The 17,978-nt window shown below is 62.0% G+C and carries 20 protein-coding genes; 11 read left to right on the top strand and 9 right to left on the bottom strand.

Annotated elements, in window-relative coordinates; all coding sequences use genetic code 11:
- Window positions 1–80: 80 nt before the first annotated feature.
- On the bottom strand, window positions 81–2,108 hold the full coding sequence (locus USDA257_RS20180) for an OmpA family protein (RefSeq protein WP_014764817.1): 2,028 nt from the start codon (window positions 2,106–2,108) through the stop codon (window positions 81–83).
- Between the two features lie 390 nt (window positions 2,109–2,498).
- Between USDA257_RS20180 and USDA257_RS20185 the strand changes: the two genes are divergently transcribed.
- From USDA257_RS20185 to USDA257_RS20200, 4 genes are all read left to right on the top strand, one after another.
- Entirely contained in the window at window positions 2,499–3,281 is a 783-nt protein-coding gene (locus USDA257_RS20185; RefSeq protein WP_014764818.1) for an ABC transporter substrate-binding protein, read from the top strand.
- Between the two features lie 161 nt (window positions 3,282–3,442).
- A complete protein-coding gene (locus tag USDA257_RS20190) occupies window positions 3,443–4,246 on the top strand; it encodes an ABC transporter permease (protein ID WP_014764819.1) in 804 nt (267 codons plus the stop codon).
- Entirely contained in the window at window positions 4,243–5,073 is an 831-nt protein-coding gene (locus tag USDA257_RS20195) for an ABC transporter permease (protein ID WP_014764820.1), read from the top strand. Before USDA257_RS20190 ends, USDA257_RS20195 begins: the two co-directional genes overlap by 4 nt.
- Window positions 5,074–5,238: 165 nt before the next feature.
- Window positions 5,239–5,505, top strand: a complete 267-nt coding sequence (locus USDA257_RS20200) for an usg protein (RefSeq protein WP_014764821.1) — start codon at window positions 5,239–5,241, stop codon at window positions 5,503–5,505.
- Between the two features lie 30 nt (window positions 5,506–5,535).
- On the opposite strand, the gene USDA257_RS20205 is transcribed toward USDA257_RS20200, so the two are convergent.
- Window positions 5,536–6,261 (bottom strand): DUF2270 domain-containing protein, encoded by a 726-nt coding sequence (locus USDA257_RS20205; protein ID WP_014764822.1) that lies wholly within the window; start codon window positions 6,259–6,261, stop codon window positions 5,536–5,538.
- 224 nt (window positions 6,262–6,485) lie between these two features.
- Between USDA257_RS20205 and USDA257_RS20210 the strand changes: the two genes are divergently transcribed.
- The 3 genes from USDA257_RS20210 (at window position 6,486) to USDA257_RS20220 (ending at window position 8,944) form a co-directional block, all read left to right on the top strand.
- Entirely contained in the window at window positions 6,486–7,310 is an 825-nt protein-coding gene (locus USDA257_RS20210) for a class I SAM-dependent DNA methyltransferase (protein WP_014764823.1), read from the top strand.
- Between the two features lie 69 nt (window positions 7,311–7,379).
- Entirely contained in the window at window positions 7,380–8,249 is an 870-nt protein-coding gene (locus tag USDA257_RS20215) for an NAD(P)-dependent oxidoreductase (RefSeq protein ID WP_014764824.1), read from the top strand.
- Window positions 8,246–8,944: a DNA alkylation repair protein gene (locus USDA257_RS20220; protein ID WP_041414456.1), complete on the top strand. Its 699-nt coding sequence runs from the start codon at window positions 8,246–8,248 to the stop codon at window positions 8,942–8,944. Before USDA257_RS20215 ends, USDA257_RS20220 begins: the two co-directional genes overlap by 4 nt.
- A 70-nt stretch (window positions 8,945–9,014) precedes the next feature.
- On the opposite strand, the gene USDA257_RS20225 is transcribed toward USDA257_RS20220, so the two are convergent.
- From USDA257_RS20225 to USDA257_RS35585, 3 genes are all read right to left on the bottom strand, one after another.
- Window positions 9,015–9,503, bottom strand: a complete 489-nt coding sequence (locus USDA257_RS20225; protein WP_014764826.1) for an Lrp/AsnC family transcriptional regulator — start codon at window positions 9,501–9,503, stop codon at window positions 9,015–9,017.
- 64 nt (window positions 9,504–9,567) lie between these two features.
- Window positions 9,568–10,236, bottom strand: a complete 669-nt coding sequence (locus USDA257_RS20230; protein ID WP_048657418.1) for a uracil-DNA glycosylase family protein — start codon at window positions 10,234–10,236, stop codon at window positions 9,568–9,570.
- Entirely contained in the window at window positions 10,196–10,909 is a 714-nt protein-coding gene (locus USDA257_RS35585; protein WP_041414458.1) for a thermonuclease family protein, read from the bottom strand. The genes USDA257_RS20230 and USDA257_RS35585 overlap by 41 nt, the downstream gene beginning before the upstream one ends.
- A 168-nt stretch (window positions 10,910–11,077) precedes the next feature.
- Between USDA257_RS35585 and USDA257_RS20240 the strand changes: the two genes are divergently transcribed.
- The gene (locus USDA257_RS20240) at window positions 11,078–12,613 is read left to right on the top strand and encodes a sensor histidine kinase (protein ID WP_014764828.1); all 1,536 of its coding nucleotides are present in this window, start codon (window positions 11,078–11,080) and stop codon (window positions 12,611–12,613) included.
- A 23-nt stretch (window positions 12,614–12,636) separates the two neighbouring features.
- On the opposite strand, the gene USDA257_RS20245 is transcribed toward USDA257_RS20240, so the two are convergent.
- Both USDA257_RS20245 and cobT read right to left on the bottom strand, forming a co-directional pair.
- Window positions 12,637–13,050: a diacylglycerol kinase gene (locus tag USDA257_RS20245; protein ID WP_014764829.1), complete on the bottom strand. Its 414-nt coding sequence runs from the start codon at window positions 13,048–13,050 to the stop codon at window positions 12,637–12,639.
- Window positions 13,051–13,289: 239 nt separating this feature from the next.
- The gene (gene cobT / locus USDA257_RS20250; protein WP_014764830.1) at window positions 13,290–14,306 is read right to left on the bottom strand and encodes a nicotinate-nucleotide--dimethylbenzimidazole phosphoribosyltransferase; all 1,017 of its coding nucleotides are present in this window, start codon (window positions 14,304–14,306) and stop codon (window positions 13,290–13,292) included.
- A 147-nt stretch (window positions 14,307–14,453) separates the two neighbouring features.
- On the opposite strand from cobT, the gene USDA257_RS20255 reads away from it, so the two are divergent.
- Genes USDA257_RS20255 through USDA257_RS20265 form a run of 3 tightly spaced genes read left to right on the top strand, consistent with a single transcriptional unit; the run spans window position 14,454 to window position 16,203 of the window.
- Window positions 14,454–15,242: an adenosylcobinamide-GDP ribazoletransferase gene (locus USDA257_RS20255; RefSeq protein WP_014764831.1), complete on the top strand. Its 789-nt coding sequence runs from the start codon at window positions 14,454–14,456 to the stop codon at window positions 15,240–15,242.
- Between the two features lie 41 nt (window positions 15,243–15,283).
- A complete protein-coding gene (locus tag USDA257_RS20260; protein WP_041415464.1) occupies window positions 15,284–15,505 on the top strand; it encodes a DUF1289 domain-containing protein in 222 nt (73 codons plus the stop codon).
- Window positions 15,502–16,203, top strand: a complete 702-nt coding sequence (locus USDA257_RS20265; RefSeq protein WP_014764833.1) for a TIGR02281 family clan AA aspartic protease — start codon at window positions 15,502–15,504, stop codon at window positions 16,201–16,203. The genes USDA257_RS20260 and USDA257_RS20265 overlap by 4 nt, the downstream gene beginning before the upstream one ends.
- Window positions 16,204–16,212: 9 nt before the next feature.
- On the opposite strand, the gene USDA257_RS20270 is transcribed toward USDA257_RS20265, so the two are convergent.
- The gene (locus tag USDA257_RS20270) at window positions 16,213–16,974 is read right to left on the bottom strand and encodes an ABC transporter permease (RefSeq protein WP_014764834.1); all 762 of its coding nucleotides are present in this window, start codon (window positions 16,972–16,974) and stop codon (window positions 16,213–16,215) included.
- Window positions 16,971–17,897, bottom strand: a complete 927-nt coding sequence (locus USDA257_RS20275) for an ABC transporter ATP-binding protein (RefSeq protein ID WP_014764835.1) — start codon at window positions 17,895–17,897, stop codon at window positions 16,971–16,973. Before USDA257_RS20275 ends, USDA257_RS20270 begins: the two co-directional genes overlap by 4 nt.
- Between the last annotated feature and the right edge of the window lie 81 nt (window positions 17,898–17,978).

The following is a 17,978-nucleotide window of genomic DNA, read 5'->3' on the forward strand; positions in this document are numbered from 1 at the left end:
ACAATAAAAATCGGGACTGGTTACCCAGCCCCGATTGAGAGCAACGGCGGCAGCAGAAGCCGCCGCCTCGAGTTTAGATATTATCGCTGCGCGACCGGACGCACCAACGGAGTGACGCGGCGGATCGTGACACGGCGGTTCTCCTGCTCGGCCTCCGGCGTGCGGATCTTCAGGAAGCGCTCGCCATAGCCCTGGGTCACCAGGTTTTCCGCCGGAACGCCATAGACCTCGGTCAAGAGCACCGCGACGGACTCCGCGCGCTCATCGGAGAGCACGAGATTCGACCGATCGTCGCCGACGGCATCCGTGTGGCCCTCGATGAAGAAGGTTTCACCCGGATCCTTCTCGAGGACCTTGCTCATTGCGTCCGCGACGCTGCGAAGTGTCTTTGCCTGCGACATCGATACTTCCGCACTGCCCGTGGCGAATTCGATGGTGTCGAGATCGATTCGACGGACCTTGTCGCGGAGGCGCGCGGAGTGGCGAACCTCGTCGATCGTGTAGACGCGCTCGACCGATTCCACCGGGGGTTCGGACAGGAACTCGTAATAATCCCGGTCCGGATCTTCGGCCACATCGACGATATACTCGTCGACCGGTATGGCAAGGCGCATCGGCGGCAGATCGTAGCCGACGTCGACGATCGCCGGCCGATCCTCCTCATATTCCGGCGTATACATCATCACATATTCATTGCCGTCCCGATCGACGCGCGTGCGCGTCAGGATATCGCCGTAGCGATTGTAGACGGTAACGATCTGGTAGCCGCCGGGGCGAACGATCGTTTCTCGGACGCGGCCACCCGAAAGATTATCGTAATACGACTCTTCCGAATTCCGCCGCAGACGCGGCCGGTCGTCGCCCCTTACGAAGATGCGGTCGCCAACGCCGAGGATCACACGGTCGTCGATCTCCTCGACGACCTGCACTTCCGTCACGTTATTTTCGGTCGTGTTGTTGACCGTGGTATTGTTGACAACGGTGTTGTTGATGACGGTATTATTGACGATGTTGGTCGTCTCCGGCACGGCAAAGGCTGGAGCTTCCTCGATCCGCTCGCCTTCCTCCTTCATCACGGCTTCGATCCGTTGCGACAGTTCCTCCTTGGACTCGACCGGGATCGCCGCCCGCGCCTGCGCGGACGCATCGTCGGTGGGAGGCGCTACGCTTTCCTCCTTGGCCCGCAGTTCCTCGCGCTGCTTGCGCCGGGCTTCGCGCGCCTGGTTGCCCCCTGAGTTGTCGGCATCCTTATCGCTGTCGAGCACGGCCGCCCCCTTGTCGACGGGAAGCACGACAGTGTCGTCGGAAGCAGACGGGTCCTCGGCGACCTTCTGCTTTTCTTCCTTCGTGCGCTCATCGACCACTTCGGGAGCGGGCTGGCCCTCGGGCTGCTCTCCTTGCAACTGCTCTGCCGTTGCGGGTTGTTCCGCGCCTGGAACCGGCTGCTGTTCGCCTTCGCCCGTCTGTTGGGCCGGAGCCTCAGTCGCTGGCTGCTCGGCGGTCGTTTTGCCTTCAGGCACGACAGCCGGCTGCTCGGCGGCTTTTTGCTCGTCGGTTTGACGCTGCTCTTCGGCCTGTTGCTGGCGTTTCTTGCGCGTGGGAGCCTGTTCCTCGGCCTGCTGCGGAGTGCCCTCCTCGGCGGCCGGTTGCTGCTCTTCAGCCTGTTGCTGGCGCTTCTTGCGTCTTGGAGTTTCCTGCTCTTCAGCCTGCCGCGGAGCGCCCTCCTCGGCAGCCGGCTGCTGCTCTTCGGCCTGTTGCTGGCGCTTCTTGCGTCGTGGAGCTTCCTGCTCTTCAGCCTGCTGCGGAGCGCTCTCCTCGGCGGCCGGCTGCTGCTCTTTTGCCTGCTGTTGACGCTTCTTGCGCCTTGGAGTTTCCTGCTCTTCGGCCTGCGGCTGCTGTTGTTCCGCCTGTCCCTGGGACTCCTCCTCAGCGGCACGCTGCTTGCGTTTCTTCAGCAGCAGCAAATCCTCCGGAGACGGCTGTTCGGTGCCTTCCTGCGCGACTTCGAACGGCGCCATCAGGCTATCGGCAAGCGCCGGTTGGACCGCAAGAGAAGCCGCGAATACGGGCAAGGCCACCGTTGCGAAAAGTTTGGATCGAATGGACATTGTCTTCCTTCCTCTTGTAGCTCGGCGCCTCGCGCGCCACGCCACAGTTCAAGCCGCATCGCATCGGCACAGGGCCATGACCCGCGGTTCCGACATTTTTGTGTCGGCCGGAAATCCGTAGTCGAACTCCGCAGCCACGGATCGGTTCCGCCCAAAGGCCTATCGGAGCCGACATTAACCATTCCTGAACGGAACGTTCATCCGCCCCCTTCAACCATGAGACAACAGCAAGAGAACATTTCGCGTTTCGCGGTGGGTGACGCCGCTTTCCTGTTGATTTTTACAGGAAAAGCGTACGAATATCGCCGCAACCGGCGGGCAAAGCCGCCGGCGCTATTTGGCATCCGCGCACAAGAACAGACCGGGTGCCGGCCAACAGAGAGGATAATCATGCGTATTTCCAGACGGCTGGCAGCCGCCGCATCGGCTGCCGTTTTCGTGCTCATGGCAGGCGCTGCCTTGGCGGAGGGCGAAAAGGTCGTGATCGGCACCGAAGGCGCTTATCCGCCCTTCAACAACCTCGAGGCTGATGGCTCACTGTCGGGCTTCGATATCGACATCGCCAAGGCGCTTTGCGAAGAAATGAAGGCCGAGTGCACCTTCGTGACACAGGACTGGGAGGGCATCATCCCGGCACTGATCGCCAAGAAGTTCGACGCCATCATCGCCTCCATGTCGATCACCGAGGAACGCAAGCAACAGGTAGACTTCACCAAGAAGTACTACAACACGCCGCCGGCCATCGTCGTACCGAAGGATTCGCCGATCACCGAGGCGACCGAGGCTGCGCTCGAAGGCAAGGCGCTCGGCGCACAAGGCTCGACCACGCACTCCAACTACGCCGAAGCGCATATGAAGGGTGCGGAACTCAAGCTCTATCCGACCGCGGATGAATATAAGCTCGACCTCATCAACGGCCGCATCGATGCCGCCATCGACGATGTCGTCGTCATCTCTGAATGGCTGAAGAGCGAAGACGGCGCTTGCTGCAAGCTGCTCGGCACGCTTCCGATTGACCCGGTCATCAATGGCGAGGGTGCCGGCATTGCCGTCCGCAAGGGCGACGACGCGCTGCGCGAGAAGTTCAACAAGGCGATCGACGCCATCCGCGCAAACGGCAAGTACAAGGAAATCAACGAAAAGTACTTCCCGTTCGACGTTTACGGCAGCTGATCGCCGCGCGTTCTGAGAAGATCCGGCAGTGATGCCGGGTCTCGGGTGATGAAGAAAATGCACCGGTGGATGGGCTTGCCCTTCCACCGTTTTTGTTTGACAACGAAACAAAAAATATGCGCTGCAGCGCCAATAAGAACGGATAAGGGGAATATAGAGTCATGAGCGGACTGTTTGCCGCCCTGTACTCCGGCCTTGCCTGGGTCGTGTCGATGATCGACCCATTCTGCGGGCCGGCCGGGGTCTTTCGTTGGTTCGGTTCCGGAACGCTCCTGGCGTGCGGCGATACCGGCTGGGGCGACGAGATCGCCTATGGGTTCCTGGTGACCGTGAGCCTCGCAATGGCCACCCTGCCTCTCGGGCTGGTGATGGGCTTCTTCCTCGCTCTCGCAAAGGAATCGAAGGAGCGGAGCCTACGGCTTTCGGCCAACATCTACACCACGATCTTTCGGGGGCTTCCGGAACTCCTGACGCTCTTCATTATCTACTACGGCCTCCAAATTCTCGTCCAGCGATTCCTGGCGACGTTAGGTTATGACGAGCCCGTTCAAATCAATGCCTTTGCCGCCGGCATGGTCGCGCTTGGCGTCGTTTTCTCCGCCTACTGCTCGGAGGTGCTGCTTTCCGCCTTCAAAGCCATTCCTCACGGCCAGTACGAAGCGGGCGATGCCCTCGGTTTTCACCGTGGCAGGACGATGCTGCTGATAATTCTGCCGCAACTCGTGCGCATCGCCCTTCCGGGGCTTGGCAATCTCTGGATGGTACTGCTCAAGGACACCGCGCTCGTTTCGGTCGTCGGCCTGCCCGACATTCTTCGTCAGACCGGCATAGCCGCTCGAGTCACCAAGGAAGCATTCCAGTTCTACGGTATCGCTTGCATCCTATTCCTCATTTTGGCGATGGTCTCTTCCATCGCCTTCGCGGCGCTCGAGCGACGGACCAAACGCGCGGAGATGCATCGATGAGCATTGCCGAGACCCTGATTCCGCCTCAGGCCCCGCCCCCGTCTCCACCCAGGCCCTATACGCTTTCCCGTTTTCTCGGCAGCGTGACGCTCGGTATCTGGCTGGCCCTCGCCGTCGGCATCTTCTTCTCCGTCGTCGAAGGTTGGGACCCGGAAAAATTCTCGCGCTACGGACCGAGCTTCCTGTCCGGCCTCGGGGTGACGCTGATGCTCGTCACCTCGTCGATTCTGATGGGCGCGGTTGTGTCGCTGCCGGTGGCGCTCGGGCGGATGTCGAAGCACCGACTCTGGTCCTGGCTCGCCTATGGCTATGTCTATTTCTTCCGCGGCACGCCGCTGATCACGCAACTATTCCTCGTCTATTACGGCCTTGGCAGCTTCCGCCCGCAACTGGACTCGATCGGCCTTTGGTGGTTCTTCCGCGACGCCTGGAACTGCGCGCTCTTCACCTTCACGCTGAATACCGCCGCCTATCAGGCCGAGATCCTGCGCGGAGCGATCGAAAGCGTGCCGCGCGGCCAGCATGAAGGTGCGGCTGCCCTCGGCCTGTCGGAGCGCGTCGCCTTCTTCAAGGTCATCCTGCCGCAAGCGATGATCGTGGCGCTGCGCCCCTATGGCAACGAGATCATCCTGATGATCAAGGGCTCGGCAATCGTCGCGATCGTCACCGTTTTCGACCTGATGGGCGAGACGAGGCGCGCCTTTTCCCGCACTTTCGACTACCAGATGTATGTCTGGGCAGCAGTGCTCTATCTGCTGATGGTGGAGTTGCTGCGCAATATCTGGGGGTGGCTCGAAGCCCGGCTGACGCGCCATCTCAAGCGCTGAGGCGCAACGCCGCGTAGCAGGATGGCTTGGCAGCACTCGTTTCCATGCGCTGCCAAGCCATTGTTTTACCGAGCTAATTTCCACCGCTACGCCAATATTAGGTCTTGATTAACAAATCAAGCGCTTCATCATAGGGACCAACCTTTGTTAGAAGCGAGGTCCTTGATGGCAAACGACATGGAACTGCAGCTCAGAGGGTACGGCCTGACGACGGCCCAGATACTCTACCGAATGCCCGACCATCCGGCCCTGTTGCAAACCTACATCTGGCAGCACTACGACGTCGCCCCGGACTTTCCCGAAATGCGCAGCTTTCTCAAGTTCTGGCAGGAGAAGCTGGACGGCCCGCTGCATTCGGTCCGCTATGTGCATCGCAAGCTGATATCGGCGACGGAATGGCGAGCGCTCAAGGGCGAACTCATTCTTCACTGAAAGTGTCGCCACTTCACTGAGCCGCCGCGGTCAGACATGCACTTCGCCGTGAGCAAGTTCGCCCTCGTGAGCTTCCTTGTGAAGCGAGCCGTAGAGAACGACGCCGTAGAAGAGCGCAACGGCGATCATGACGCTCCAGCCCGGCAAGAGGCCCAGCGCTGCATTCTCGGTCACATCCGCCCAGGATCGGACATGGCCGAAAGGTTCGCCGGTGGAGGCCATCTTCGGCGAGGATATCTTCAGCGTCCAGGCAAGCAGCAGGATCAGATACATCCAGCAGTAATTGCGCTGCAGCCGCCGGCAAACCGCATCCCTGTAAGTCATCAGGAAGGCCGGCCTTCGCAGACTCTGGGCAATTGACGCCGACCATTTGAAGCTCTGCGTGCCTTCCGGGGCAAGGATTTGTGCGAAATAACCGCGTTCAAGTTGCCGCACGCGCGCGCGATAGACATCGAAGAAACGGTAGCGCCTCGCTTCGATCAACAGCAGCAAGGTGATCAACAGGATCGCAAAGAGCAGCACGCCGTGATGCGACGTCGGCGTTGACAGCGACACGGAAAGCATCGCCGCAACCACCGTAATTGCCCAGTTGGACGTGCGGTCGATGCGATCGCGCCAGCCGGCCATCCGCCCCAGTTCGCCGCGGTAATAGTGCACGATGGTATTGATCGTCTCCTGCGACGACTGCGGCAGAGGCGGCCCCTGCCGATCCGGCAGCTCCGTTTCCAATGTCAGCGGGCTCAGTTCAGCAGACATCGGCATCCTCCCGACTTTTCACCCTTTTCATGATCATGACTCCAATCGCTCTCCGGATAAATCCCGCCAGATGGCGCGCCGCCGATTTCTTAAGGAAATGCGAAATGCACCCCAATAGGCAGGGAGTAGGCCAGCGGCCACAAACGGAGGAAAGGAGATGTCAAGCAAAGGACGACCGCTGACGGGCAATTGCCAAAGGTCTCCCGCAGTCGTAAGAAGCGCCCATGACACAAAAGAACAAAAAGATCGACGAGGAAGCGCTAGCGGAAGCATATAACCGCGCCCTTTCCCTGGAAAAGTCCGGCAATTTCGATGCCGCCGCGGCAGCTTACCGCGAAGTGCTGGATCTTGATCCGGATGACCACGGGGGAGCTTCGGTCCGGCTTGCGTCCATGGGTCGGGGCGAGACGCCGCTCAAGGCACCGGATGCCTATGTCGCAACGCTTTTCGACCAGCATGCGGACGTCTTCGACAATGTGCTTGTCGATCAGCTCCACTATTGCGTGCCGCTCCTGGTCCGCCAACGCGTTCAGGCCCTGGAACTCGGCCCCTTCAAGCGGGTGCTCGATCTCGGCTGCGGCACGGGACTGACCGGCGGCGCGTTGCGCGACCTTGCGGAAGACATCACCGGCATCGACCTTTCCGAGAACATGGTCGAGATTGCCCATGAGAAAGACCTCTACGAGACGCTCTACGTCGCCGAGGCGGTCGATTTCCTCGACGATAACGAAGAGGCGCCGTTCGACCTGATCGTCGCAACGGATGTGCTGCCCTATATGGGCGCGCTGGAAGCCCTCTTCTTCGGTGCCGTCGACAATCTCTTGCCGGGTGGCCTGCTGATCTTCTCCAGCGAAACTCTTCCCGATGAAGCATTCGCGGGGCACCCCTTCATGGTCGGCCCGCACCAGCGTTTCGCCCACTCGGAAGCCTATCTGCGCGACCGGCTCACCGCGACCGGATTCGAGATCGTCGAGGTGACCGACATCACGGTACGCTTGGAAGAAGGTGAGCCCATTCCCGGCCAACTGGTGATAGCCCGCTTTCTCTGAGCGCTCGGCCTTCCTCCTTCCGCCCAATTCCGCTAAATCTTTGGCCAATTGGAAACAGGAGCATTCGCAATGGCCAAAGTCGCATTCATTGGTCTCGGCGTCATGGGATATCCGATGGCCGGCCACCTCAGGACCCGCGGCGGACATGACGTGACCGTCTACAACCGCACGGCCGCCAAGGCCGAACGGTGGGCGGCCGAATTTGGCGGACGCGCGGCGGCGACGCCCGCCGAAGCGGCAAAGGGCCAGGACTTCGTTTTTACCTGCGTCGGTAATGACGACGACCTTCGATCGGTGACCATCGGCACGGACGGCGCCTTCGAAACGATCGGCTCCGGCGCAATCTTCATCGACAACACGACGGCGTCCGCCGAGGTCGCCCGCGAGCTCTATGCCGCAGCCCACGCCAGGGGCGCCCATTCCATCGACGCACCGGTTTCCGGCGGCCAGGCAGGTGCCGAAAACGGCGTGCTGACGGTAATGTGCGGCGGCGAAGCCGAAGCCTTCGATCGGGCCAAACCCGTCATCGAGGCCTATGCACGAATGGTGGGACTGATGGGCCCCGCCGGCGCCGGCCAACTCACCAAGATGATCAACCAGATCTGCATTGCCGGCCTCATTCAAGGCCTCGCCGAGGGCATTCATTTCGGCAAGAAGGCGGGGCTCGACATCGACAAGGTGATCGAAGTCATCTCCAAGGGCGCAGCCGGTTCCTGGCAGATGGAAAACCGCCACAAGACGATGATTGCCGGCAAGTATGATTTCGGATTTGCCGTCGACTGGATGCGCAAGGACCTCGATATCGTGCTCGCCGAGGCCCGGCGCAACGGCGCCAAGCTTCCCGTCACCGCCCTGGTCGACCAGTTCTATGCCGATGTCCAGGCCCTCGGCGGCAATCGCTGGGACACCTCGTCCCTCCTCGCCCGCCTTGAAAAGTGACGCTCTCGCCGATGTCCTCGGCCGAAGAGATCCTCGGTCATCTGCGTGGCCTCGGCTCTTCAGAGAACATTGATCGCTTGGGCCGCTTCGGCATCGCGACCGAAGCGGCCTTAGGCGTATCGAATGTCGAGCTTCGCCGCGTCGCGCGGCAAGCCAAGACCGATCACCGCCGCGCCCTCGCGCTCTGGCGATCAGGCATCCGCGAGGCGCGCATCCTTGCGGCCTATACTGCCGCCCCCAAGGCGTTGACACTCGAGGAGGCACGGCTTTGGGCCGGCGACTGCAATTCCTGGGAAGTGGTCGACACTGTGGCCGACCTCTTCGTAGCAGCGCGGTTCGAGCAAGTGCTTATCCCGGAATTCGCCGGCGATGGCCGGGAATTCGTCCGTCGCCTTGCCTTCGCGATGATTGCGACCTGCGCGGTGCATCTGAAGCAGGAGCCGGATTCGGCGCTGCTCGCATGGCTGCCCTTGATTGAGGCACATGCCGACGACGAACGCAATTTCGTGAAAAAGGCCGTCAACTGGGCGCTGAGGCAGATCGGCAAGCGCAGCGCCGCCTGCCACGGGCCGGCCCTGACGCTCGCGGAAAAACTCGCGTCGAGCGGCAATCGCGCGGCCCGATGGACGGGCAAGGACGCTGCTCGAGAACTGTTGGATGCGAAGGTCCGCGGCAGGCTGGGTCTTGCGGATTGAAAACAGAAACTAGCCAGCAAATTAGCGATGATAGAAGCGGAAGTTACACTGCCGCATCAACTGCGACAAGCTATTCCTCGCTGCTCTTCGCCTGATCGATGGCCATGTAGTCGAGCGGCAATTGCGTCGTATATTTGATCTGCTCCATGGCGAAGGCCGAGGAGACGTCGCGAATTTCGATTTTGGCGATCAGCCGCTTGTAGAAGGCATCGTAGGCGGCAATATCCGGCACGACGACGCGCAGCAAATAATCCACGTCGCCGCTCATGCGGTAGAATTCCACCACTTCCGGAAAATCGGCCACCACTTCGGAGAAGCGGCGCAACCACTCCATCGAATGGGAACTGGTGCGAACCGAAACGAACACCGTCACCTTGGTGTTGACTTTGACCGGATCGAGCAGCGCGACGCGGCGGCGGATGACGCCCTCTTCTTCCATCTTCTGAATGCGCCGCCAGCATGGCGTCGTCGAAAGCCCGACCTTCTTGGCGAGGTCGGCAACGGCCAAAGTCGAGTCCTCCTGCAGAAGACGCAGGATCTTGCGGTCCAGACGGTCCATGGAAAATCCTCTCGAATATTTTTCCCTCTATAGCGCGGAATTTATGAAAATAAAGAAAATTGTTTCAGCGGATCAGGGCTTCGACGCGCTCGCGCAGGAAGGGAAGCAGCTCTGCTTCGAACCACGGATTTTTCCGCAACCAGCCGGTGTTGCGCCAGCTTGGATGGGGCATGGGCAAGACGGCCGTGCCGGAATTGCGCTGCAGGTATCGGCGCCAGGCGCGCACGGTGTCGGTCATGGATTTCGGACAATCCGCTCCGAGATGCCAGCGTTGGGCGTAGTGGCCGACCGCCAGCACGAGTTCGATCTGCGGCATGGCATCCATCACCCGCTGGCGCCACAACGGCGCGCATTCGGCGCGCGGCGGCAGGTCGCTGCCGTGCCTGTCGTAGCCGGGAAAGCAGAATCCCATGGGCACAATGGCAAAGTTGCATGGATCGTAAAAAGTGTTTCGATCGACCGCCAGCCATTGCCGCAGCCGGTCACCGGAGGCGTCGTTGAAGGGAAGCCCGCTTTCATGCACCCGCAAGCCCGGCGCCTGGCCGGCAATCAGGATGCGCGCGGTAGCGGAAAGGACTGCCACGGGCCGCGGCTCATGTGGCAGGCGAGAGCCCTCGCCGCGCGCCGGATCGTCACGGCAGAGGCGGCAGGCCCCGATCGCGTGACGCAGTTCCCGCAGCCGGTCCTCGGCGCTAGACACCGCCGATCTCCTTCGCGATCCTCCAGGCCTCATCTTCGAGCCACTGCAGGATGAGTTCGAGCCAGTCGCCGGCCCGGTGCGGCGCCTCTTCGGCCTCGCCCTGCGAGCGGCGCCATTCCTGCGGGCGAATGAAGTCCCCCGCCCACAGCCCGGCTCGACGATTGCGCGCTCGTTCCTCCTCTTCACGGTAGAGCCCATAGCTGACGGCATGGCCGGAGAGAACCAGCTCGCGGCCGACGTCGCGCCCACTGGCGTCGCACAGGCCGAGCTCACGGCCGTAGCGGTCGCGGCCATGGAGGCGGCAGCGGGTCGTCGTTCCGTCGATGAGGTCCTCCAGCCGCCGCCGCGCCGCCGCGCCGCAGTCCCACCTCGTCCCATCGCGTTGGCACCTCTGGCCAATCTCCGGAGCGTCGATACCCTCGATCCTCACCCGGCGGCCGTCGAGACGCAAACTGTCTCCGTCACTCGCGACCGCCACGCCGCGCAGTTCTCCGGTGACGGGCTTTTCCGGCGGTGGCAGCCTGGAGGCCACATATGCGCCAAGGCTCAACAGAAGCAGGAACACCCAGCCGCCGATCAGGCCGCCGCGTCCCTGCGAGCGGTTGCTGCGCTGCAAACTGCCCGGCCGCCCGAATACGAAGCGCCGGCGGGGCGGCACCGGCTTTCCGCCACCGGCAATACGGAAATTGCGCTGCCCTGGCTTCAAGCGGCGACCTCTCTGTTTGGCGTCAGCATAAGGCTTCGCCCATTGTCACGCAGCGGGCACGAAAAACGCAATCGCGCCACAATGGTTTTCGAATCCTTCCTATGGGCAGCAACTTCTTAAGGATTGCATCCTAGACTGCAAGCCAGACGCAATTCCCGACCCACGAGCATGAGCATCGCCGTCAGCACATCGACTGATAAGATCATCGTCGACAAGTCGCGACACCATCGGAACAAGGCTGTTTCGAAGGCGGTGCGCGCGACTCGCCAGCGGCTGCAGACCGGTTCGTCCGCCCCTTCCGGCTTCGACCGCGAAATGCTCCTCCTCCACGTTGATGCCGTACTGCATGGCGCTATCGCCGTCCCCCTGCTCGTCGGCCTGATCTCGGCGATCGGCGTCTACCTTTCCGGGGAGCCGAGCATCCTCTTTTGGGGCCTGATGACGCTCTCGGCTCATGCGGTCACGGTTTACCTGGCGCGCAGGGCAAAGCGCCAGAATATCGGTGCGGAGAAAGTCGCCATCTGGCGACGCCGCTTTCTCGCCGGCCAACTGCTCATGGGGCTTTGCTGGGCAATTTTTGCCCTGCAGGACTGCAGTGCCTGCGGCGGGGTCCAGTTCGCACTCTTCGAAGGCGCCGGGCTCTTCATCGCGCTTGCCGCCACTGCGATGGGCACGTTTCTGCTGCGCAACGCCTTGGTCTATACCTTTCTGCCGGTCGTCGCCGCGCTCGGTTTCTCTTCGCTGGCGGGTGGCGATCCCATCCATGTCGGACTGACCGGAATCCTGTCGCTCTCGCTTGTTTTTCTCGCCTTCATGACCGAGCGCATGAACAAGGCGAACGTGCACATCCTCTCAATGCAATCGGAGAAGGATGACCTCATCGCCGAACTTGAAGTGGCAAAATCCATGTCGGACGAGGCCCGCCGCCGTGCCGAAGAGGCGAATCTCGCCAAGTCCCGCTTCCTTGCATCGATGTCGCACGAGCTGCGCACGCCGCTCAATGCCATTCTCGGCTTCTCGGAGGTGATGTCGACGGAGGTGTTGGGACCGCTCAATAATCCGACCTACAAGGAGTACACGGTCGATATTCACCGTTCCGGCGAGCATCTCCTGAACCTCATCAACGAGATCTTAGACCTGTCCCGCATCGAAGCCGGTCGGTACGAGCTCAATGAAGAGGCGGTCAGTCTCGTCGAGATCGCCGAGGATTGCATCGGCATGGTGCAGCTTCGCGCCCGCGGCAAGAACATTACGATCGAGCCGCAGTTCGAACAGGGCATGCCTTCCGTTTGGATCGATGAGAAAGCGATGCGTCAGGTCGCTTTGAATCTTCTCTCGAATGCCGTCAAATTCACGCCTTCCGGCGGCGAGATCACCGTCAAGGTCGGCTGGACCGCCGGCGGCGGGCAATACATTTCCATCAAGGACAATGGCCCGGGCATTCCCGAGGAGGAGATCCCGATCGTGCTTTCGGCCTTTGGCCAAGGGTCGATTGCGATCAAGAGCGCCGAACAGGGAACTGGTCTCGGCCTGCCGATTGTCCAGGCGATCCTCGCCAAGCACAATGGCCAGTTCATCCTGCGCTCCAAGCTCCGCGAAGGCACCGAGGCGATCGCCATCCTGCCGCCCCGCCGCGTCCTGCAGAGCCTGCCGCCGGTCGAGGACGTCCCCTCGCCCGCGCGCCGCCGCAAGAGCTTCGCCTGATCGAGCGCGTTTACGCTCCGTCGTCAGCCAAGGTAGTGCGCCAGGAACACCACGTAAGAGGCATAGGTGGCGTTCGCCAGGATGAGGCAGAGACAGGCGAAGGACCCGAGGTCCTTGGCGTGCCTACCCATATCCGAGATTTCCGGTGAGACGCGGTCGACGATCTCTTCGATCGCCGTATTGATCGCTTCGAATGCCATCATCAGCAGGAACAGGATGGCCATCACGACATACTGGACGAAGCTGGCGCCGACGGCGACGAAGGCAACCATTGCGACGGCGAAGGCAATCAGTTCGTGGCGAAAGGCCGCCTCGCCGATCAGCCGCTTCGCGCCGCCGAGCGAATAGCTCGCAGCCGCAAAGAGATGGCGGATGCCGGTATGCTTTGTGACAGGGGCGGTGCGACCGTTGCGGGAGGTGGTGTTCTTGGCGTCCATTTCGTCTCGACGAGCTTGAAACTGCGAAGCTTCGACATTCCGATTGCGGCGAATGCGAGGCCGGCTTCAGTTGAAGTACGCGCCAGACATCATCTCAATCCGGCGCAACGCTATTTCGCCTGAAACCGGAACGCGCCCGCTCCTCCCGATATGCGAGAAGACGCTCCGCATCAAGACCTGCAGTCGCCAAGCATAACATGGCCGACAGTCGACCGACAGGAATGGACGAAGCCGGTGCGTCAATCCTTGTTGCTGACGCCGGCCTGGGCAAAGGTCGCCATCCCGCCATGGCAGGCGGCTGCCGCCTTGACGATACCCGCGGCAAGGGCTGCGCCCGTGCCCTCGCCGAGCCGCATGCCGAGCGCCAGGAGCGGCGTCTTGCCGAGCTTGTCGATGGCGCGCATGTGCCCGGGCTCTCCCGAGACATGGCCGATCAGGCAATGGTCGAGTGCTGCCGGGTTGGCGGCCTTGAGGATCGCCGCCGCTGCCGTTGCCACGTAGCCGTCGATGATCACCGGCACTTTCTGCATGCGCGCCGCGAGAATGGCGCCAGCCATCGCCGCAATCTCGCGCCCGCCGAGCCGGCGCATCAGTTCGAGGGGATCGGACAGGTGATCGCGATGCAACGCCACGGCCCTTTCGACCGCCGCGAACTTGCGCCTCAGCACCTCGCCCTCGGAGCCGGTGCCCGGCCCGACCCAGTCCTCGGCCGTCCCGCCATAGAGGCCAAGGTTGATCGCCGCGGCGATCGTCGTGTTGCCGATGCCCATCTCGCCGACGCAGAGCAGGTCCGTACCACCGGCGATCGCCTCCATGCCGAAGGCCATCGTCGCAGCGCAGTCGCGTTCGGACAGAGCCGCTTCCTCGGTGATGTCGCCGGTCGGATAATCGAGCGCGAGGTCGAAGACCTTGAGTCCAAGGTCATGGGTGACGCAGATCTGATTGATGGCCGCACCGCCGGCGGCGAAATTCTCGACCATCTGTGCCGTAACCGACGAGGGGAAGGGTGTGACGCCCTGCCTGGTAACGCCGTGGTTGCCGGCAAAGATCGCGACGAGCGGCCGGTTGACCGCAGGCGGGCGGCCCGTCCAGGCAGCGAGCCAGAAGGCGATTTCCTCGAGACGGCCGAGCGCGCCCGGCGGCTTCGTCAGTTGCGCGTCCCGCTCGCGGGCCGCAACGAGCGCCGCCGCATCGGGTCCCGGCAGGTTACGCAACAACGCGCGGAAATCATCAAACGGCAGGCCGCTGGCACTCATAAGAAATCCTTGCATATCCGAAAGGGCGTTCGGCACCCTCATAGAGGCTGCCATCGCTCCCGGCAACGGCATTTGCGCCAAATGCTGTCGCCGGAGCATGATCCGGCAAAGGGCCGCGATTCGGGTGGTTCCGACCTGGGAGAGACTATGCGCATTGTTGGCGATCTCTGTGATGATCTGGCGCGATCGGTGGCGTTCTTGAGCCGCATCCCCATGCCTCGGCGGCATTTCGTCGGCCATGACAGTCGACTGAGCCGCGCCGTGCGTGCCTTCCCGCTCGCAGGCATTCTGATCGCCCTCCCCGCGGCGTTGCTGGGGGCGCTCCTGGACGTGCTTCAAGCAAGCTCGCTGTTCACCGCTTTCCTGATCGTTGCCTTGCAGGCACTCGTTACCGGCGCGCTGCATGAGGACGGCCTCGGCGATACGGCCGACGGCCTCGGCGGCGGCCGCGATCGCGAATCCGCACTGGCGATCATGAAGGACAGCCGCATCGGCACCTATGCAGCCGTAGCCCTCATCCTTTCCTTCGGCCTGCGCGTCTCGGCGCTCGCTTCCTTCCTGCCGCTTCTCTCACCTATGGGCGCCGCATCCGCGCTTCTCGCAACTGCCGCCCTCAGCCGTACCGCCATGGTCTGGCACTGGTCGCGCCTGCCGCCAGCGCGCCGCGATGGCGTCGCCGCCGCGGCCGGCGTTCCGGAGCCGCGCGCGACGTCACAAGCGCTTGGATCCGGAGCGCTCCTCTCGCTTCTGCTGTTTTATGCGGCCGGGGTTCCTCTGATCGCGGCTCTGCTCGCTTTCACCGCATTCGCCCTCACCGTGCGGGGATTCGGCAGGATCGTCTCCCGCAAGCTCGGCGGCCATACCGGCGACACGATCGGCGCCACGCAGCAGCTGACGGAAGTCGCCGTTCTCGGCGCTCTTGCGCTGGCGATATGAAAGACCGATATAATTCGACCAACCAGAGCAGAGCACGCCCGATGGAATCTCCCTGCATTCTCGTTTGCGCGATCGATGACCGGACAGGCTACTGTTTCGGCTGCGGGCGTACGCGAGATGAAATCGGCTCCTGGACGCTCTACTCCGATGCAGAACGGCACAGCATCATGCAGGCGCTGCCGGCGCGGCTGGAGACAGTCGAGCGCAAGCCGCGACGCGAAACACGCAGGGCCCGGTTGGCGCGGGAACGAAGCGGCGCATGAACCGTCTGATCCTTCTGCTGGCAATCCTCGCCGTTGGCCTCGCACTCCTGATCTTTAATCACGACAGCGGCCAGACTTTCGGCATGAACAATGACGACTTCGGGCGGCTCGTTTCGCTCGCAGCCATTGCGACGCTGTTTGCTGCCGGCATCCTTCACAGCCGACGCCATTTCGGGGAGAGTGTGCGCCAGATCGCCCTATGGCTGCTGATCGCCGTTGGTCTCGTTTCCGGCTATGCCTATCGCGTCGAGCTTCAGACCTTCGGCGACCGGGTGCTCTCCGAACTCATGCCCGGCCGGACGATGGTCATCACCGACGGCGAGGGGCAGCAGGAAATCGTGCTGCGCAAGCGCCTCGACGGCCACTTCCAGGCCGAGGCGACGATCAATGGCGAGGCGGTCAGCATGCTCGTCGACACAGGAGCCAGCAGCATCGCCCTCACCTACGAGGACGCCGAGAGGATCGGCCTCGACCCGGAAAGTCTCGGCTATTCGGTGACGGTGATGACTGCAAACGGCCGGACGCTGGCCGCTCCGGTTACACTGGAGCAAATTGCCATCGGCCCGATCGAGCGGCGAAACATCCGCGCAATGGTCGCCGCCAAAGGCAACCTCGATCGCAGCCTGCTCGGCATGAGCTTCCTCTCGACCCTGGACTCTCTGCAGATGCGCACCGACGAGTTGCGGCTGCGGGACTAGATCCAGCCGTCAATTGCGCAGCCTGTAGCCGGTGCGGAAGATCCAGGCCAGCACGGCCATGCAAATCGCGAGGAAAGCGACGATGATCACGGCGCTCGCGAGCGGATTGACGTCTGAAATCTCGAAGAAGCTCCAGCGGAAACCACTGATCAGATAGAGTACCGGATTGAAGTGGCTCAGCGTCCGCCAGAATGGCGGCAGCATATCGACCGAGTAGAAGCTTCCTCCAAGGAAGACGAGCGGCGGGACGACCAGCATCGGGATCAGGTTCAATTGCTCGAAGTCTTTCGCCCAGATGCCGATGATGAAGCCGAAAAGGCTGAAGGTCACCGCCGTCAGCACGAAGAAGAAGATCATCGCGAAGGGGTGGGCGATGCTGAGATCGACGAACAGTGACGCGGTGATCAGAATGATCGTGCCGATCATCAAGCCCTTGGTCGCCGCCGCGCCGACATAGCCGAGAACGATTTCCAGCATCGAGATCGGCGATGACAGCACTTCGTAGATCGTGCCGGTGAATTTCGGGAAATAGATGCCGAAGGAACCGTTTCCGATGCATTGCGTCAGCAGCGTCAGCATCATCAGCCCGGGCGTGATGAAGGCACCGTAGGAGACGCCGTCGATCTGCTGGATGCGTTCGCCGATCGCCGCACCGAAGACGATGAAATAGAGCGAGGTGGAGATGACCGGCGACACCACGCTCTGCAGCAGGGTGCGGCGCGTGCGCGCCATCTCGAAGAAATAGATGGACTTGACCGCTTCGATGTTCATCGCCCCGCCTCCACGATCTCGACGAAAATATCCTCAAGCGAACTCTGCCGCGTCGAGAGATCCCGTAGCCTGACCCCGGTCTCCGCGAGCGTCGCGAGCAGCGCGGTAATGCCGGTCCGATCGGCGCTCGTGTCGTACTCGTAGATCAGACTCTGGCCATTGTCCTCGAGCGTCAGATTGTAGGACGACAACGAGTCCGGGATGCGCTCCAACGGTTGGGCGAGATCGACGCGCAGCTGCTTGCGACCAAGCTTCGTCATCAGCGCGTTCTTGTCCTCGACCAGAAGGATTTCACCGCCATTGATGACGGCGATCCGGTCGGCGATCTCTTCCGCTTCTTCGATGTAGTGCGTCGTCAGAATGATCGTCACGCCCGAAGCGCGCAGCCGCTCGACGACCTCCCACATGCTCTTGCGCAGGCTGACGTCGACACCAGCGGTCGGCTCGTCGAGGAAGAGCACCCGCGGTTCGTGCGACAGCGCCTTGGCGATCAGTACGCGCCGCTTCATACCGCCCGAAAGCTCGCGCAGCATGTTGTCCTTCTTGTTCCAGAGCGACAGATCCTTCAGCACCTTCTCGATGTGGGCCGGGTCCGGCTTCTTGCCATGCAGGCCGCGCGAAAAGGAAACGGTGTTCCATACCGTCTCGAAGGCATCCGTCGTCAGCTCCTGCGGCACGAGCCCGATCATCGCCCGCGTCTGGCGGAAGTCGCGCACGACGTCATGGCCATTGACGGTAACCTCTCCGCCGCTCGGATTGACGATGCCGCAGATGATCGAGATCAGGGTGGTCTTGCCGGCCCCGTTTGGCCCGAGCAGGGCGAGGATCTCTCCCTCCTCGATATCGAGGCTGACACCCTTCAGCGCCTCGAAGCCGGAGGCATAGGTTTTCGACAGGTTTGAAACGGAAACAATAGAAGCCATGAAAAAACGGATCCGAATGCGGGCAATATCGGCAGGGTTGCCGCTCCTATATGGGCCAAGTCACGCTGTTTTGCAGCCCAT

The sequence above is a fragment of the Sinorhizobium fredii USDA 257 genome (assembly GCF_000265205.3).
Taxonomy (GTDB): Bacteria; Pseudomonadota; Alphaproteobacteria; order Rhizobiales; family Rhizobiaceae; genus Sinorhizobium; species Sinorhizobium fredii_B.

What these genes read in the sequence shown, in the direction of transcription:
- USDA257_RS20185 (WP_014764818.1), top strand. Translation starts at nt 2,499, where the DNA reads ATGCGTATTTCCAGACGGCTGGCAGCCGCCGCATCGGCTGCCGTTTTC.
- USDA257_RS20240 (WP_014764828.1), top strand. Translation starts at nt 11,078, where the DNA reads ATGAGCATCGCCGTCAGCACATCGACTGATAAGATCATCGTCGACAAG.
- USDA257_RS20180 (WP_014764817.1), bottom strand. Translation starts at nt 2,108, where the DNA reads ATGTCCATTCGATCCAAACTTTTCGCAACGGTGGCCTTGCCCGTATTC.
- cobT (WP_014764830.1), bottom strand. Translation starts at nt 14,306, where the DNA reads ATGAGTGCCAGCGGCCTGCCGTTTGATGATTTCCGCGCGTTGTTGCGT.
- USDA257_RS20270 (WP_014764834.1), bottom strand. Translation starts at nt 16,974, where the DNA reads ATGAACATCGAAGCGGTCAAGTCCATCTATTTCTTCGAGATGGCGCGC.
- USDA257_RS20200 (WP_014764821.1), top strand. Translation starts at nt 5,239, where the DNA reads ATGGCAAACGACATGGAACTGCAGCTCAGAGGGTACGGCCTGACGACG.
- USDA257_RS20255 (WP_014764831.1), top strand. Translation starts at nt 14,454, where the DNA reads ATGCGCATTGTTGGCGATCTCTGTGATGATCTGGCGCGATCGGTGGCG.
- USDA257_RS20215 (WP_014764824.1), top strand. Translation starts at nt 7,380, where the DNA reads ATGGCCAAAGTCGCATTCATTGGTCTCGGCGTCATGGGATATCCGATG.
- USDA257_RS20275 (WP_014764835.1), bottom strand. Translation starts at nt 17,897, where the DNA reads ATGGCTTCTATTGTTTCCGTTTCAAACCTGTCGAAAACCTATGCCTCC.
- USDA257_RS20195 (WP_014764820.1), top strand. Translation starts at nt 4,243, where the DNA reads ATGAGCATTGCCGAGACCCTGATTCCGCCTCAGGCCCCGCCCCCGTCT.
- USDA257_RS20260 (WP_041415464.1), top strand. Translation starts at nt 15,284, where the DNA reads ATGGAATCTCCCTGCATTCTCGTTTGCGCGATCGATGACCGGACAGGC.
- USDA257_RS20190 (WP_014764819.1), top strand. Translation starts at nt 3,443, where the DNA reads ATGAGCGGACTGTTTGCCGCCCTGTACTCCGGCCTTGCCTGGGTCGTG.
- USDA257_RS20230 (WP_048657418.1), bottom strand. Translation starts at nt 10,236, where the DNA reads ATGAGGCCTGGAGGATCGCGAAGGAGATCGGCGGTGTCTAGCGCCGAG.
- USDA257_RS20210 (WP_014764823.1), top strand. Translation starts at nt 6,486, where the DNA reads ATGACACAAAAGAACAAAAAGATCGACGAGGAAGCGCTAGCGGAAGCA.
- USDA257_RS20225 (WP_014764826.1), bottom strand. Translation starts at nt 9,503, where the DNA reads ATGGACCGTCTGGACCGCAAGATCCTGCGTCTTCTGCAGGAGGACTCG.
- USDA257_RS20245 (WP_014764829.1), bottom strand. Translation starts at nt 13,050, where the DNA reads ATGGACGCCAAGAACACCACCTCCCGCAACGGTCGCACCGCCCCTGTC.
- USDA257_RS20205 (WP_014764822.1), bottom strand. Translation starts at nt 6,261, where the DNA reads ATGTCTGCTGAACTGAGCCCGCTGACATTGGAAACGGAGCTGCCGGAT.
- USDA257_RS20265 (WP_014764833.1), top strand. Translation starts at nt 15,502, where the DNA reads ATGAACCGTCTGATCCTTCTGCTGGCAATCCTCGCCGTTGGCCTCGCA.